Raw genomic sequence first — 15,720 nt, 5'->3', positions numbered from 1 at the left:
ACAAGGTCAGGAGTCCGACCCACGCGAGAACATGTCGAGCAGTGTCTTGCCGCTTTTCGCGCCGCCATTACCACCGGTGCTGGCCAGTGTGGGGCGGTTGCCGTTCAGCTTCGGCACCACGACCATGCGCTTCACCTCACCGCGCTTGAACGCAGCGAGGAAGCGTGAGTAATCGCGGAACACGACGCAACCATTCGATTCACCACGTTTCGCCAGCATGTAGGTGTGTGCCAGCAGACCGTTGCGGCCGTGTGGATTGACACCGTTTTCCGGCGTCAGGCGAATGGCTTCCACACCATGAAACAACGCTTCGCGCATTGTCAGCTTGTAGCTGGATGGCGGCGTGGAACCACGCATCTTCACGTGAACATACTCAGGATTGTCGCGCATCTTGCCGATACCAGAATGCGCTTCGAGCTTCTCACCATTCGGCATATGCACGACACCGGAAGAGATATCGTAGATAGCAGTTCCACCGCCGCGATCCGGCCACGGAACAGCATCCATCTTGCTGGGCTCACGCACCGGATTGTCGGGCTTTGCGAAGGCAAGCATCGCACCCGTACTCTGCTTCGGCTGCGCGGGGGCACGGGCCGGCACCGGCACCTCGGCAATTTGTGAGGACTGATCCTGGGTTTTCGGCAAAGCCGGACGTGGCGACGGTTCGACAGTTTCCGCAGCAGCCAGTTCCGGCCGGAAACTCGGCAACGGAACATCGTTGGGAAGCACAGTGCTGGCTTCTTCTTCGATCTGCGGCCGTGCCAGAGCAACCTCAAAAGCAGGGTGTTCGGCGACAGGACCGCGATAAGCGACTTCAGAGGTCCGACCCAGGGCAGAATCGACGATGGCTGCCGGTTTCAGCGCAGCAACTTCTCGGACATGCGCCTGCGCTTTCGCGTTGGCGGCAGCACCGAAACGGTCGGTAAATTCCTTCGAATTGATCTGAGGCGCCAGGCTCGCAAGACGCTGCGCCTTTTCATTGCCATGGCCCTGGTCATTCAGGCGGGAAAATTTGCGGACGTGAATGTTCCGTTCCGCGGTCTCGACAATTGCGGTTTCGGCCGATCCCAGCCGGGCAACAAGTGTCTTTTCGAAGTTGCCGACACCATGTGAGGCAGCCGCCATGGTATGCAGTGACGCAAAGGCCGTGATCGCACACAGGCCTGCAAATGCTCCGCCGGCCAGGAGGGCCGAAATACGACCAAGAGACGAGGAGTTGCCTCTCTTGGCAGAAGACACACCGGCAAGGCCGGAGCCACTATAGGCTGCAGCAGAAAACGCCATGATACTCGTTACTCGAACCGTTCACGCAGATCCGGCTGAAGCCGGAGGAAATTTGGGGTATCCGAATCGCGGACAATGATCTCGCCGGTTTCGGAACTGACTGGTTCGAAGCATGACGAATTATGGTAACCAAATCCTTTACGTGCCCCTGAAAAAACATGTCATCAAGATCAGCGCATTAAGGCGACAGGTCGTGCGGCATATCTTTTCCGCACCCTGAAGGGACAGAGCACCTTCTTCGCCGCGTGGTCAGGTAACGGGCGACTTGGCCGAAAATTTGCTGCAATTGCGGCAGGACCGGGACAAGTGTCATTGACACTCTGCGCCGAATGCCTCTTGCCAGAAGGCGGTTCATAAAGGACTTGATCGAAAAATCGTGGCTTGGCATCCTCCTGGTAACAATTCGGGAGGTCCATCATGAAGGCTCTGTTGCTCATCGATATTCAGAACGGTTTTTGCCCCGGCGGCAATCTTGCCGTTGCTGATGGTGATAAGGTGGTCCCGGTCGTCAACGCCTTGATCGACAATGGCGGATATGACCTCATCGTCGCCTCGCAAGACTGGCATCCGGAAAACCACGGCAGTTTCGCGTCTCAACATCCCGGCAAAAAGCCTTTCGACATGGGTGAACTGTCCGGAAAACCGCAAATGATGTGGCCAGATCATTGCGTGCAGGGAACGGCGGACGCCGAATTCCATCCCGACCTGAAGACGGAGGCTTTCGACTATATCCAGCAGAAGGGCGAGAACCCTGCTGTCGACAGCTATTCCGCCTTTCGCGACAACGACCAGTATGCGGCAACAGGTCTTGCCGACTATCTCAGCCGCCAGGGCGTTACCGTACTGGATATCTGTGGCCTGGCGACGGACTATTGCGTCAGCTTCTCCGTTCTTGACGCCATCGACATGCTCCCTGGTGTCAAGGTTCGATTTATCGAGGACGCAAGTCGCGGAATTGACCCCAAAGGCATAAAGACCGCGATCGCCTCCATGCAGGCGAAGGGCGCAACGACCATTAAAAGCCGGGACATATTGCGCGCCTGATCGCACCCAGACACAGGCCACGTACCGAACCAGTCTTTTTTGCTGATGACAGTCGTTCCAAGGCTGACCGTCATTGGGCAATGACAACAAATCCATTTCCGGACGACGCGGCGACAATCCCCTTTCATGTTCAAGGGAATCAATCGATCCATTCATCCAATTCGTTTGCCATCCAGCATGCGGGGTTATAGGAGCAGCGTCATCAGGAGTTATCACAGATGTTTGACGCAGATTTTCGCGAAGGCCTTCGAAACGGCCTTCCGATTGCCCTTTCCGCCGCGCCCTTCGGTGCTCTTTTTGGCGCCGTTGCCGTGGACAATGGTCTGAGCGTGGTTGAGGCAACCATTATGAGCGGCACCGTTTATGCGGGTGCCAGCCAGCTTGTCGGCATAGAACTGTTCGGCCAGAAGGTTGCGCCGTGGTTGATCGTGCTCTCGGTTTTTGCGGTCAACTTCCGTCATATCCTCTATTCCGCGGCCATCGCGAAGATGATTGCGCACTGGAGCTTTGCCCAAAAGACGGCAGGCTTTTTCCTTCTCGTCGACCCGCAATTTGCCGAAGCCGTCAGGCGGTATGAAAACGGTCAGACGCTTGGATTTTCCTGGTATGTTGGTTTTGCCACGCCAGTCTATGTATTCTGGCTTGCGATGACGATCATTGGTGCATCGCTCGGCAACCTGATCGGCGATCCCAAGGCCATTGGCCTGGATGTCCTCCTGCCGATCTACTTCATGGGCATGGTCCTGAGCTTCAGGACACGCGCCAATTTTTACCCCGTCATGTTGGCAAGCGCGGTCGGAGCCACGGCTGCCTATCATTTCGTTGGATCACCCTGGCATGTCAGCCTCGGAGCGCTCGTCGGCATCCTCGTTGCTGTTCTCTATCCGCCATCGCCGGACACGAGCGGCGTGAACGAAGGAGAAAACCGATGAGCGACATTTTTCATGCCGACACGCTCCTGCTGATTGCACTCGCGGCCATCGCCACCTATCTCACGCGAATTGGTGGTTACGTCTTGATGACACGCATGAAGTCCATTCCACCGCGAATGGAGGCTGGCCTGAATGCCGTTCCTGTCGCGGTTCTCACCACGCTCGTCGCACCCGCCTTTTTCGAAGGCGGATACGAGGTCAAGATCGGAATGGTTGCCGCGCTGATTGTCTGCCTGCGTTTTCAGGGACTGACCATGCTCGTGGCTGGCTGGGCGGTTGTCATCGCCCTGCGCCATTTCGTTATCGCATAAGGGGCTTTGTGGCCTCTGCCAACCATGCCTTTACGTTTGCATCGCTTATCAGCGGTGAAACCTTTTCGGACACGGTGGCGTGGTAAGCATTCAGCCACTCCAGTTCCTCGTCGGTCAAAAGTGACGTAACGATCAGTCGGCGATCGATCGGGCACCAGGTCAGCGTCTCGAATGACAGCATCGGCCGATCGCCACCCTCCACATCTTCCGCCTGACGGACATAAATCAGGTTCTCGATACGGATGCCGAAAGCGCCAGGTCGATAATAACCGGGCTCGTTCGACAGGATCATGCCAGGCAGCAGCTCCTGTGTCGCAAGCCGCGAGATACGCTGTGGCCCTTCGTGAACAGAAAGGTAAGAGCCGACACCGTGCCCGGTTCCGTGCGCGTAATCGGCACCGGCTTTCCACAAAGCGATACGCGCCAGAGGGTCGAGATCGCATCCGCGCGATCCCTTTGGAAACTTCGCCAGGCTGATGGCAATCATGCCTTTGAGTACCAGTGTGAAAAAGCGCTTCTGTTCGTCCGGCACGGAGCCGATCGCAACCGTGCGCGTGATATCTGTGGTTCCATTGACATATTGTGCACCGGAATCGACGAGGAACATCTCGCCATCCTTGAGAGCACGATCGCTCTCCGTCGTCACCCGGTAGTGAATGATCGCGGCATGTTCCCCTGCCCCGGAAATCGTATCGAACGAAACATCCTTGAGCGGGTTCTGCATGGCCTGCCCCACACGTGCGCGTGCTGCCTCAAGCGCTTTTACGGCCTCGATCTCGCTGATGCTGCCCGGTTTCTGGCTGTCCAGCCAGCAGAGATATTCGACCATCGCCGCACCATCCTGAACGTGCGCCGCAGCAGAGCCGGCAAGCTCCGCTTCGTTCTTGCAGGCGCGCGGCAACCGGACGGGATCGGCCGCCTCGACAAGATCGCCACCAGCCGCGGTGATTGCACGGGTCAGGGCAACGGGCGCCAGATCGATATCGACCATCACACGCCCACCAGCGCTGGCAATGGCATGCAGGCGTGGTTCGATCTGGGACGGTGGCAACTGCGTCGCAAGCTGTGCCAGATAAGCTTCAACCTCGATCCCGGTTTTCCGCTTGTCGAGGAAAATATCGGCCTTTCCATCCGCATAAATGATGGCACGTGCCAGCGGGTGCGGTGTGTGTGGAACGTCGTTGCCGCGAATATTGAAGATCCAGGCAATCGACGACGGGTCCGTCACCAGCGCGGCCTGAGCGCCTTTTGACTGTACCGTCTCGGCTACCGCGGCGATCTTGTCTTTCGCGAGCTTGCCGGTAAAGGCATCCGGCTGGATCGTCACCGGTTCCAGCGGCTCGGACGGACGACCTTCCCACAGTGCATCCAGCGGGTTCTTTTCCAACAGAACCACCTTGCCACCCTTGCCGACCAAGCTTTTTTCAAAACGCTTCAGCTCCGCATCGGTGTGGAGCCAGGGATCGATGCCAAGACGAAAGCCTTGCTGGGCATGTTCCGATAACCAGATCGATGGCGGAGCACCGACGAGATCACCGCCGCTGAATACAGATTGATCGACCTGCGACGTCAACTGCGTCGTGTAACGGCCATCAACGAAAACGACCGCCTGGTCACGCGTGACAAGCACAATCCCCGCAGAGCCTGTGAAGCCCGTCAACCAGGCCATCCGTTCCGATGCCTCAGGCACATATTCACCCTGATATTCATCGGCGCGCGGCACCAGAAAACCATCGATCCCCAGAGCATCGAAGCGGGCACGAAGGGCGTCAACGCGGGCCTTGCCGAATTGCGGCGCGGATTTGTTTTCGAAGGTCTGGAACATGAGTGTTTTCCGGATGCTGTCATCTTGATGTGGTGATTGGCATGACCGGCAAAGCGGTCACGGCAGCCGACAATGGCATGCCGGCAGACAACGTTTCAAGCAATGAAATTGGCACAAAAAATATGCATTACGCATTCCATTAGTCATACATTGGATCGAAAGACATGCGAAATACGCATACCTACCGTGAAATCAGACCCCTAACCAAGCAAAATGGCATCGCTTATATTCAGATCATCGAACGGGGAGACAAACTTCTCCGTACAACCAAGGATTTGAAAAATGGCAAAGTCTTTCCTCCGCACGGCTTTCGATCGCGTTATTGAAGCACGCGAGCGTCAGGTAAGCCGCCACGTCGACGCAGCCCTGCTCAACCTCGACGACAAGTCGCTCGAAGCGCTTGGCATGAACCGCGCAGAACTTCGCCGCAAGGCAAAGTCCAGCTACGTATTCTGATTGCCTTCAGGCGCGGATCTCCTCCTCCACCGCGTCTGAGACTGGAATACGTTTACCCGCTTGAGTTCCTCCTCCTCGACTCGCGGGTTAGATCAGCAAGACTGATCACAGGCGGCGCGAAAGCGCCGCCTTTTTTATGCGGTGAAGAAGAGTTCAGTCCTTGCGAAGATGCAGTGTGACCCAACCATTGCGCCAGATCGTGCGGACATGCGAGAGTCGCGCGCCGTTATAGGCGGCAAGCACCTTCCAGCGTTGCGACGCCAGAATTCCAGACAGAATGACCGTACCGCCTGGCGCCAGGTGCGAAACGAGCTGTGGTGCCATCTTGATCAACGGCCGCGCCAGAATATTCGCGATGATCAGGTCAAACGGGCCGTGTCTACGAAACGCATCGGAATGGAAACCTGGAGCGGTCTCCAAAGTCATACCGGAAGCGATACCGTTCAGACGAACGTTTTCCTTTGCGACCTTGACGGCAATCGGATCGATATCGGTGGCAAGAACCGGGATCGGCCGCATCTTGCGAACGGCAATTGCCAGCACGCCACTACCAGTGCCGAGATCAAGCGCGTTGCGAACCGTGCGGGCGCGAAGCACATCTTCGATCATTTCCAGGCAGCCGGCCGTCGTGCCGTGGTGACCGGTACCGAATGCCTGTCCGGCCTCGATTTCGATCGCAAGATCGTTGGCCCGAACCTTGTCGCGATCGTGCGAGCCATGAACGATGAAACGCCCTGCCCGAACGGGCTTCAGGCCTTCAAGCGACTTCGCGATCCAGTCGATATCCGGGACAGCTTCCTGTTCAATGACGAGGTCCGAGAAAGCAGGCTCGAGCAGCGCTGCGAAGCGCTCGCGATATTCCTCCTCCTCCTCAGCCATGAGATAGATCGACGCTTCCCAGATGTCGCGCTTCTCATCCACTTCGGTCGTGGCGATCGCAATATCCTCTTCGCCGAAATAATCCGACATGAGATCGAGAATTTCACCGGCCTTGATTTCGGTCGTGGTGACGTAAAGTCGAATTTCGCTCACGGCGGGCTGCTTTCCTTGGCTGCGGGTCTGCGTTTGCCTTTGCCACAAAAAACCCGCAAGTCCAATAACCCAGCGTGAAACTCGGCTCGGTTTTGTCCGCGACGCGATGTATTTGCGACTTAGCTTTTCAGAAGATTTTTCAGCTTCTCAACGGCAACATCAGGGTTTTCACCATAAGCGATGGTCGACACAAAGCGTGAATTCGCATCGAGCAGGATCACCGATGCCGTATGATCCATCGTGTAGTCACCGTCCGGGTCCTTATCATCGACCGGCACCTTCTTGGCATAGATGCGATAGCCTTTGAGCGTCTCTGCAATCCGCTCGGGCGAACCGGTGACACCGATAATCCGCTTTGAGACATTCGAGACGTATTGCTGCATGATTTCAGGTGTATCCCGCTCGGGATCGACGGAGATGAAATAGGCCTGCATCTTGTCACCGGCCGGGTCGACCTGCTCCATCCAGCCATTCAGCTCGAAAAGCGTCGTCGGGCAGACCTCAGGGCAATGGGTGAAACCGAAGAAAAGAGCGGTCGGCTTGCCGGAGAAGTTCTTTTCAGTAATCGTCTGACCATTCTGGGCCGTCAGTTCGAAGGGCACACCGTAAGGCGCCTCCACCATCTGCTCACGCGACTTGGTCATTTCCAGCGTCAGCCAGCCAATGACACCGCCAAGAACAACGACAACGGCCCACAATGCGATGCGAATATTTCTCATGTTTCGATCCTGCCCATCAGCGAATACCGCCGACCTTCGCCGTCTGGATAATCAACCGTGTCAGCGGCCGCAAATCAACTCGACGTATTTCAGCCGACCGCGCTGATTTGTCACAAACGTTCGACGCCGATTAATTCTCAGAAACACCAGGAAATTCCGCTCTGGACGGCGGAAAGGAAAATGTCCGTTCCATGCTTCACCCATCCGTCGAACGTTAGAAGCACGACGGCCAATCCGGCAGCGGTCGCGATGCCGGCAAGCGCAAATTTAAGCGGACTGGAAAGAAGTTCGTTCATGACAACGATTATAACCGGCTTTCTGCCACGCGAGAACTCCCAAAAATACGTGCCGTTTCGAGGCACATCGGCGCAAATGTTAGGGAATGTTTAAAAGCTTGCAGCGCATTATCGCCGCCAGCGGTTTTCAAGCACCGACATGATGTCCTCCGGGAAAACTCCCGTTACCGCATAGAGCCTCCATAACACACAGGCCTGCCAGAGAGCCATCAGGGGAAAGTTCCGGCCATGTCCAACGCCATCAAGCAATCCGGCGCGTATCTCGAAATCGTTTCCTTCCATCTCGGCGATCAGGAATTCTGCATCGACATCATGGCGATCCGCGAAATCCGCGGCTGGGCGCCGGTTACGCCGATGCCGCACACACCGCCCTACGTCTTGGGCCTCATCAACCTGCGTGGCGCCGTCATCCCTGTCATCGACATGGCAGGCCGCCTCGGCATGAAGATGACCGAACCGTCCGAACGTTCCGCCATCATCGTCACCGATATTGGCGGCAAGCTTGTCGGCCTGCTGGTAGAGCAGGTCTCCGACATGATGACCATCCGTTCGGAAGATCTGCAGCCGGCACCAGATATCATTCCTGAAGAACAGCGCAGTTTCTGCCGCGGCATCGTCGCCCTGGAAAAAAGCATGGTCTGCTTCCTCAACCTCGACACCGTCATTGCTGATGAGTTGGCGCGCGAAGCCGCCTGACGCGACCAAACAAAAAATCGAGATCGATTTGAACGGCAGGCCTCACGGCTTGCCGTTTTTCCATGTGACCGGCTGATTGTAGAGCGGCACCGTGGAGATCGCCATCTTGGCAGAACCGTCTGTCAGTTCCCTGGCGTGGACAAGATAGATCAGGGTGTCATTCGTCTTGTCGTAGACACGGCTGACAACAAGTTTTTTCCAGACCAGAGACATGCCCTGCCGAAAAACCTCTTCACCGCCCTTGGACAGATTGATGTCGCCAATCTCGACCGGGCCGGTCTGGCTGCAGGAAATGGCGTTGTTCGACGGATCTTCGAACCAGTTGCCATTTTTCAGCCGGTCGATGACACCACGTTCGAAATAGGTGACGTGGCACGTCACACCACTGATTTTGGGATCGGCGATAGCCTCGACGACAATGTCGTTGCCGATCCAGTCGACCCCCACCTCGCCAACGACTTCGGAATGCGCGACGGTCACCGGTAGCACCGCCAGAAATCCTGCAAAAAGCGACAGCAAACCCTTCGTCTTCATCGCATGTTCTCCATTGCACTCAGATGAAAGATAGGAAGTCCGACCGGTCAGGCAACCCGCGAAGCAACGCGTTTTTTCATGCTGCACGGCTCGTAGCCGGTGGCCGTCAATCGACCGGCTACCATGCCGATCCTGTCCGGCACCTCGCGAATATCTGCAACCTTGAGTGCCTTTGTCGCAGCGATCGCGGCTGCAGCGCAAACCACGGCATCTTCCGCCGCATTGTGATGCACAAAACGAAGCTGAAGATGATCGGCAATGACGTTGAGTTTGTGAGAGGGCAGCTGCGGCCACACGCGCTGGGAAATCTTGACGCTGCACAAATAGGACAAGCGCGGATAACGCTGCCGGTATTTGTCGAATGAAGCCCGCATGACGCTGAAATCGAAAGCGGCGTTGTGGGCAATCATTGTGGCGTCGTGAAAATCGTCAATGAACTCTTCCATGACGTCCGGGAACTCCGGCGCATCCTCGACATCAGCCGGACGAATGCCGTGAACGGCAATATTGAACGGCGAAAACCGCATGTCCTTCGGCCGGATGAGCCGTTCCTCGACCCGGACGATCTCACCCTGTTCTATCCATGCCAATCCAACGGAGCAGGCGCTTCCCCTCTCCTCATTGGCGGTTTCGAAGTCTATGGCGATGGTTTTCAAGAGTGATTCCCGTTCTTTCAGCATCCCGGCATAAACCGGTTTCGCCTCAAAGAGAACCGTCAGTGGCTGAGCCGGCCTCTGAAAGCATCCAGTCTCTCAACTTCACGAGATCGGGATTGTCCAGTGCCCGTTGCGGGAAAACGAGGAAATAGGCCAGCGTGCTGGTGATATCCTTCTCGAACGGCGCTAACAAAGTCCCCTCGGCGAGCTCCCGCGACACAAGCGAACGCCGGGTGAGTGCAACACCATGCCCTGCTTTGGCAGCATCAAGCGCACCGTTGCTGTCGATGAACACGGTTCCGCCGGATGCATCGACATCCATCGCCCCGGCCGTTTCCAGCCAAAGCCGCCATTCGTTCCGGTTTTCATCGTGCAGAAGCGGAACGGATTGCAGATCGCCGGGGGTCCGAAGAGGGCCACGTTTTTCGATAAGAATTGGCGAACAGACCGGCAAGGTGCTGTCATCAATGAACCTGATGCTCTCCAGCCCCTCATAGCGGCCATACCCGTGCCGAACGGCTAGGTCGACATCATCCTTCGAGAAATCCACCAGACGATTGGTCACGCTGATGCGCACATCGACATGCGGGTTCTGTTGCTGAAATGCCGGAAGTCTTGGCATCAGCCACTGCGCCGCGAAGGTTGGCGTGCAGCTCAAGGTAAGAACCGAGATCCCAGACCTGGCCGTCAGTTCCGCCGTCGCCTCGCGCATCATCCGAAACGCCGTGCGAAGCGCGCCGTAATATCGTTCCCCTTCACGCGTCAACTGAATGCTACGGGGCCGGCGGAAAAACAGCTGCACGCCGAGACGGGATTCGAGTTCACGGATTTGCAGGCTTACGGCACCGGGTGTCACGCTCAACTCGTTGGATGCGAGTGTTACACTGCGGTAGCGTGCTGCCGCCTCAAATGCCTGCAAGCCTTTCAAAGATGGAAGTTCGGCAGCCATAGTTTAGTTTACCTCAATCATCCAGCGAGAAACAATCGTTTGAAAACCAAAAGAAATCGGAGATAAATAAGCATAAATCAGCCAGAACAACCAGATCGACAAGAGAATTTGTCGAGGAAAACTCAACTCATATCGGGTGGTGTTTGGCCGATTAGTTTGGGACTATTCGACTTTCGGAGAGGGAGACGACCATGTCGACACCAAAACAAATGGACGCCAAGGAATGGGGGATGCTGGTCGCACTATCCCTGCTCTGGGGCGGATCGTTCTTCTTTATCGGCATCGCAGTGAAAGAACTGCCACCGGTGACGATTGTGACATTGCGAGTTTTCCTGGCCGCAATCGCACTGCTGATTGTTTGCCGCGTCATGGGCCTTCATTTACCCCGCCAGGGAGCCGTATGGCGCGCCTTTTTCGGCATGGGCTTGCTGAACAACATCATTCCCTTCTGCCTGATCGTCTGGGGCCAGACGCATATTGCCAGCGGCCTCGCCTCCGTTCTGAACGCCACGACCCCGCTATTTACGGTGATCGTCGCGCATTTCCTTACCACCGACGAAAAGATGACCGGCAACAAGCTGGCAGGCGTTCTGATCGGCTTTGCGGGTGTCGCAACGATGATCGGGTCAACGGCATTCGCCGGCGCGACATCGGGGTTCTGGGGACAGATCGCCATCTTGGGCGCGGCCATTTCCTACGCGTTTGCAAGCATCTTCGGCCGCCGCTTCAAGGCCATGGGTGTGCCACCGCTGATGACGGCAACAGGCCAGATATCCTCGTCTACGCTCATGCTCATCCCGCTTGCGCTTTTGATCGACAAACCGTGGACACTGACGATGCCTGGCCTGGAAACCTGGGGAGCGCTGGTCGGAATTGCGCTGCTGTCAACTGCGCTCGCTTACCTGATCTTCTTCCGTATTCTGGCAACGGCGGGAGCGACCAACCTTGCCCTCGTTACCTTCCTTATTCCCGTCAGCGCCATCCTGCTCGGCTCAATGTTCCTTGGCGAACGTCTGGAACCCAAACATTTCGCCGGCATGGCAATGATCGCCGCCGGGCTTGCCGCGATCGACGGAAGGCTGCTGAGACGGTTCAAACTCGCGTAAAACGACAACGGGCGTTGACAGCAGCACATGGCATCAGCATCCTCCCGAACATGATCGCACAGTCCAAAAATACGATGCTTAACATCATCACCTCCGGTAAACCGGCGGGCGATGGAGCATTGGCGCAGTAGACCAGCGATCTTTGTCCATCCAGCCCTGCCGCCAGAGCAGGGCAATTGGATACCTGCTCTCCGGCCCAATCAAGGAGAACAGCGATGCCACAGCCACAAGATGATACTCCACCCTCTTCAGACTTCAGGATCGACGACCTGATCGTTCGTGGGATCAGACCAGACGACGCAGAAGGTCTGACCGATGTCCTCAACCTGCCGGGCGTCCGCCTCGGCACGTTGCGCCAGCCCTTTCAGAGCGTGGCATGCACACGTCAATACATCGAGGGACTTTTGCGCTCGGATATCGTCGTCGCGGCGGAGTGGCGCGGCCGTATCCTGGGAAATGCAGGGCTGCATGCGAAATCCGGCAGGCAGAAGCATGTCGCGACACTGGGGATTGGCATCCATGACGATTTCGTCGGCAAAGGGATCGGCTCCAGACTTCTGGCCGCGCTGATCGAGGCGGCAGAAAACTGGCACGACATCCATCGGATTGACCTCACCGTTTTTACGGACAACACAGCCGCCGTGCACCTCTATGAAAAATTCGGGTTCGAGATCGAAGGCACATTGAGGAACTATGCGTTTCGCAACGGCACCTATGCCGACTCCTACCTCATGGCACGGCTGCGATAGCAACGCTCAAGAGTAACGCTGCACCAGGTGATCCTCAAACACGTGCCGGATGGTTCGCCGCGACCATTCGGCAAGCGCCCCATTCCTGTCGCGATGGGCTGCAAGCGTAATCAGCGCCTTCCACAGCGCCCATCCGCGTCCGCGCTGCCATACCGCTTCGCTGAGACCCAGCGCCGTACGGAATACTGCGCGGCTCTCATGATCGAGCACGTTCCACGCCAAAATGAGATCGGACGACGGATCGCCAACGCCGGAACTGCCAAAGTCGATCACAGCCGCCAGGCGATCGTTGCTGACCAGCAAATTGCCCTCGGCGATATCGCCATGGACCCAGACCGGCTTTTCCTGCCAATGACTGGAAAGCGCAAGCTCCCAAACCTCGCGCGCCAGCGTCGGATCAACCTCATCCTCGACCGCCAACATTGCCAGTCGCGCCTCATCATCGTAGACGCTGAGCGAACCGCCCCGATGAAAATTGTGATCCCCGGCAGGTGGTCCTTTGGAAGCGTCAATGGCATGCAAGGCGATCAGGAAGCTCGCGACGTCTTCGGCGAGCACCGACAGATCGATGCGGCCTAGACATTGGACAAGCGGCTCGCCTTCAAGCCACGCGTAGATCGACCAGGGATACGGATATCCCTCCCCAGGCTCACCGCGCACCAGTGGCACTGGAATGGGAACCGGCAAAGCGCTCGCCAGTTTCGGCAACCAGACATGCTCTTTTTCGATCTGAGGAACGTAACGCGCAGCACTCGGCATCCGCACCAGCATCGTTTCCCCAAGCCGGAAGCTGCGATTGTCCCAGCCGCCATGATCGACCGGACGAACAGGCATATCCGCCCATTGGGGAAACTGGTCTGCGACAAGGGCAACGACCTGCTCCGAGGAAACCCAAAGGCGGTCATCCATCGGTGTTTACCCCCCGATCAGAGCCAGCCACTCGTCTTCGTCCATCGTCTGAACGCCAAGCTCGACGGCTTTGGCGAGCTTGGAGCCTGCCCCCGGCCCTGCGACCAGAATATCGGTCTTCTTCGACACTGAACCGGCAACCTTGGCGCCCAGACTTTCCGCACGTGCCTTGGCTTCATCGCGTGTGAACTTCTCCAGCGACCCGGTAAACACCACCGTTTTACCGGCAACCGGGCTACCATCAGTGGAAGGCTTTTCGGCTTCCTTGGGCTGCAGTTCCCGAATCAGACGATCGATCACGTCGATATTGCGCGGCTCCTTGTAGAACTCCACAATAGCGCGCGCCACGACCTCACCGATACCGTCGATACTGTTGAGCTCCACCCAGGCATCACCGGAAAGATCGGCTGCTGCCTTCATGCTCTCCTCGAAGTGGGCATAGGTCGCATAAGAGCGTGCCAGAAGCTTGGCCGTCGTCTCACCGACATGACGGATACCAAGCGCAAAGATCAGCCTGTGCAGATCAATTTCACGGCGTGCGTCAATTGCATCGAAGAGCTTCTTGACGCTGACCTTGCCAAAGCCATCGATATTCTCAAGCTTGGTCAGATGTGACGCGTCCTGCCGCGACTTGAGCGTGAAGATATCCGGCGCTGTCTTGATTGACAGGGTGGGATCTTCGCTTTCGAAAAAGAAATCGATCTGCTTGGTGCCAAGCCCTTCAATATCGAAGGCATTGCGAGACACGAAATGTTTCAGGTGCTCCACCGCTTGCGCACGGCAGACAAAACCGCCGGTGCAGCGGGTCACCGAATCGAGCTTGCCGGTCTTTTCATTGCGTTCGCGCACGGCGTGGCTGCCGCAAACGGGGCATTTCTCCGGAAACGCATAAGGGGTCGAACCGGCTTCACGCTTCTCCAGCAGGACATCAAGAACCTGCGGGATCACGTCTCCTGCGCGCTGAACGATGACCGTGTCGCCAATGCGGATATCATGGTCCTCCGGTCGAATGCGCTCACCATTGTTGCCAATGCCATTGATGTAGTCGGCATTGTGCAAGGTCGCGTTCGTCACCACGACACCGCCAACCGTCACGGGCGTCAAACGCGCGACTGGTGTAAGCGCGCCAGTGCGGCCGACCTGGATTTCAATATTCTCGACCGTGGTGAAGGCCTGTTCGGCCGGGAATTTATGCGCCGTCGCCCAGCGTGGGCTGCGCGAACGGAAACCAAGCCGCTCCTGCAGATCAAGCCGATCCACCTTGTAAACAACGCCATCGATATCGTAATCGAGGTCAGGACGCGCGATGCCGATTTCCCGATAATGCTCAAGCAATTGCTCGGCAGACGTGAATCGTTTCATGAACGGGTTGACCGGGAAACCCCAGGCTTTGAACGTCTCCACGATGCCGAACTGCGTATCGGCCAGGCGCGTCGGCTGGCCGCCATTCGAAACCTCGCCAAGTGCATAGGCAAAAAACCGCAGCTTGCGTTTTGCCGTCACGTTGGCATCGAGTTGCCGTAACGAACCGGACGCCGTATTGCGCGGATTGACGTAGGTCTGCTTGCCCTCGGCCTCCATCTGGGCATTGAGCGCAAGAAAGTCGCTCTTTGCCATGTAGACTTCGCCACGCACTTCCACCACATCCGGCGCACCGGCAGGGAGAGTATTGGGAATTTCCTTGATGGTCAGGATATTGGCGGTAACATTCTCACCCGTGGTGCCGTCGCCGCGCGTCGCCGCAGTCTTCAGCTTGCCGTTCTCGTAGCGGATCGACATGGAAAGTCCGTCGATCTTGGGTTCGGCGGTAAAGGCGATGGAATTGTCGGGGAGCTGGCCGAGGAAGCGATAGACCGAGGCTACGAAGTCCTGCACGTCCTCGTCCGAAAACGTGTTGTCCAGCGACAGCATGGGGCGCGCATGCACGATCGGCGCAAAGGTTGGAAGTGGCGTGAAGCCAACTTTCTTTGACGGGCTGTCAGCGCGAACCAGATCAGGGAACGCCGTCTCGATCGCATCGTTCCGGCGTTTCAGCGCATCATAGTCCGCATCGGAAATCTCCGGCGCATCCTTACCGTGATAGAGCGCATCGTGCCGCGAAAGTTCGGCCGCCAGAAACGCGAGCTCGGAAGACGCTTCAAGCTCGGTCAGTTTTTCGACTGGAATGTGGTCGTTCGACATGGCGGCCTCGTTGTGAATTACCGAACGCTTTTAGCCGAAAC

At 57.1% G+C, this 15,720-nt stretch carries 17 protein-coding genes; 7 read left to right on the top strand and 10 right to left on the bottom strand.

What is annotated here, in order from left to right:
• Window positions 1-6: 6 nt before the first annotated feature.
• Window positions 7-1,284 (bottom strand): DUF2778 domain-containing protein, encoded by a 1,278-nt coding sequence (locus tag ACIQT8_RS11610; RefSeq protein WP_400965233.1) that lies wholly within the window; start codon window positions 1,282-1,284, stop codon window positions 7-9.
• A gap of 417 nt (window positions 1,285-1,701) precedes the next feature.
• On the opposite strand from ACIQT8_RS11610, the gene pncA reads away from it, so the two are divergent.
• From pncA to ACIQT8_RS11595, 3 genes are all read left to right on the top strand, one after another.
• Complete coding sequence (pncA, locus tag ACIQT8_RS11605) at window positions 1,702-2,328, top strand: bifunctional nicotinamidase/pyrazinamidase (RefSeq protein ID WP_400965230.1); 627 nt, start codon at window positions 1,702-1,704, stop codon at window positions 2,326-2,328.
• 218 nt (window positions 2,329-2,546) lie between these two features.
• Window positions 2,547-3,260, top strand: a complete 714-nt coding sequence (locus ACIQT8_RS11600) for an AzlC family ABC transporter permease (protein ID WP_400965227.1) — start codon at window positions 2,547-2,549, stop codon at window positions 3,258-3,260.
• The gene (locus ACIQT8_RS11595) at window positions 3,257-3,571 is read left to right on the top strand and encodes an AzlD family protein (RefSeq protein WP_138790966.1); all 315 of its coding nucleotides are present in this window, start codon (window positions 3,257-3,259) and stop codon (window positions 3,569-3,571) included. The genes ACIQT8_RS11600 and ACIQT8_RS11595 overlap by 4 nt, the downstream gene beginning before the upstream one ends.
• Here ACIQT8_RS11595 and ACIQT8_RS11590 read toward each other — a convergent pair.
• The gene (locus tag ACIQT8_RS11590) at window positions 3,561-5,396 is read right to left on the bottom strand and encodes an aminopeptidase P family protein (protein WP_400965223.1); all 1,836 of its coding nucleotides are present in this window, start codon (window positions 5,394-5,396) and stop codon (window positions 3,561-3,563) included. The two genes, ACIQT8_RS11595 and ACIQT8_RS11590, sit on opposite strands and share 11 nt — an antisense overlap.
• A 282-nt stretch (window positions 5,397-5,678) precedes the next feature.
• Here ACIQT8_RS11590 and ACIQT8_RS11585 point away from each other — a divergent pair, with 282 nt between their 5' ends.
• Window positions 5,679-5,852 (top strand): hypothetical protein, encoded by a 174-nt coding sequence (locus tag ACIQT8_RS11585; protein ID WP_178340845.1) that lies wholly within the window; start codon window positions 5,679-5,681, stop codon window positions 5,850-5,852.
• Window positions 5,853-6,005: 153 nt separating this feature from the next.
• Here the strand turns inward: ACIQT8_RS11585 and ACIQT8_RS11580 are convergent, their stop codons facing one another.
• The 3 genes from ACIQT8_RS11580 to ACIQT8_RS11570 form a co-directional block, all read right to left on the bottom strand.
• Window positions 6,006-6,884: a 50S ribosomal protein L11 methyltransferase gene (locus ACIQT8_RS11580; protein WP_400965219.1), complete on the bottom strand. Its 879-nt coding sequence runs from the start codon at window positions 6,882-6,884 to the stop codon at window positions 6,006-6,008.
• A 119-nt stretch (window positions 6,885-7,003) separates the two neighbouring features.
• Complete coding sequence (locus ACIQT8_RS11575) at window positions 7,004-7,603, bottom strand: SCO family protein (RefSeq protein ID WP_400965216.1); 600 nt, start codon at window positions 7,601-7,603, stop codon at window positions 7,004-7,006.
• Between the two features lie 137 nt (window positions 7,604-7,740).
• On the bottom strand, window positions 7,741-7,899 hold the full coding sequence (locus ACIQT8_RS11570) for a hypothetical protein (RefSeq protein WP_178340846.1): 159 nt from the start codon (window positions 7,897-7,899) through the stop codon (window positions 7,741-7,743).
• 228 nt (window positions 7,900-8,127) lie between these two features.
• Between ACIQT8_RS11570 and ACIQT8_RS11565 the strand changes: the two genes are divergently transcribed.
• Window positions 8,128-8,595 carry a chemotaxis protein CheW gene (locus ACIQT8_RS11565; protein WP_003522339.1) on the top strand — a complete coding sequence of 156 codons (468 nt, stop codon included), beginning with the start codon at window positions 8,128-8,130 and terminating at the stop codon, window positions 8,593-8,595.
• A gap of 42 nt (window positions 8,596-8,637) precedes the next feature.
• On the opposite strand, the gene ACIQT8_RS11560 is transcribed toward ACIQT8_RS11565, so the two are convergent.
• Genes ACIQT8_RS11560 through gcvA form a run of 3 tightly spaced genes read right to left on the bottom strand, consistent with a single transcriptional unit; the run spans window position 8,638 to window position 10,734 of the window.
• Window positions 8,638-9,129, bottom strand: coding sequence for a CreA family protein (locus ACIQT8_RS11560; protein ID WP_400965212.1), 492 nt, complete (start codon window positions 9,127-9,129; stop codon window positions 8,638-8,640).
• A gap of 47 nt (window positions 9,130-9,176) precedes the next feature.
• Window positions 9,177-9,785, bottom strand: coding sequence for a 3'-5' exonuclease (locus ACIQT8_RS11555; RefSeq protein ID WP_400965208.1), 609 nt, complete (start codon window positions 9,783-9,785; stop codon window positions 9,177-9,179).
• Between the two features lie 46 nt (window positions 9,786-9,831).
• Window positions 9,832-10,734, bottom strand: a complete 903-nt coding sequence (gene gcvA, locus ACIQT8_RS11550) for a transcriptional regulator GcvA (RefSeq protein ID WP_138790972.1) — start codon at window positions 10,732-10,734, stop codon at window positions 9,832-9,834.
• Between the two features lie 191 nt (window positions 10,735-10,925).
• On the opposite strand from gcvA, the gene ACIQT8_RS11545 reads away from it, so the two are divergent.
• Window positions 10,926-11,840, top strand: coding sequence for a DMT family transporter (locus tag ACIQT8_RS11545; RefSeq protein ID WP_400965204.1), 915 nt, complete (start codon window positions 10,926-10,928; stop codon window positions 11,838-11,840).
• 215 nt (window positions 11,841-12,055) lie between these two features.
• On the top strand, window positions 12,056-12,589 hold the full coding sequence (locus ACIQT8_RS11540; RefSeq protein ID WP_400965201.1) for a GNAT family N-acetyltransferase: 534 nt from the start codon (window positions 12,056-12,058) through the stop codon (window positions 12,587-12,589).
• Window positions 12,590-12,595: 6 nt separating this feature from the next.
• Here the strand turns inward: ACIQT8_RS11540 and ACIQT8_RS11535 are convergent, their stop codons facing one another.
• On the bottom strand, window positions 12,596-13,498 hold the full coding sequence (locus tag ACIQT8_RS11535) for an aminoglycoside phosphotransferase family protein (RefSeq protein WP_400965198.1): 903 nt from the start codon (window positions 13,496-13,498) through the stop codon (window positions 12,596-12,598).
• A gap of 6 nt (window positions 13,499-13,504) precedes the next feature.
• Window positions 13,505-15,679 carry an NAD-dependent DNA ligase LigA gene (gene ligA / locus ACIQT8_RS11530; protein ID WP_400965195.1) on the bottom strand — a complete coding sequence of 725 codons (2,175 nt, stop codon included), beginning with the start codon at window positions 15,677-15,679 and terminating at the stop codon, window positions 13,505-13,507.
• Window positions 15,680-15,720: the final 41 nt, after the last annotated feature.

The organism is Agrobacterium sp. NPDC090273, assembly GCF_044772305.1.
Lineage (GTDB): Bacteria > Pseudomonadota > Alphaproteobacteria > Rhizobiales > Rhizobiaceae > Agrobacterium.
Note: the sequence above shows the minus strand (reverse complement) of the source record. Positions and strands in the feature narration are given on the sequence as shown.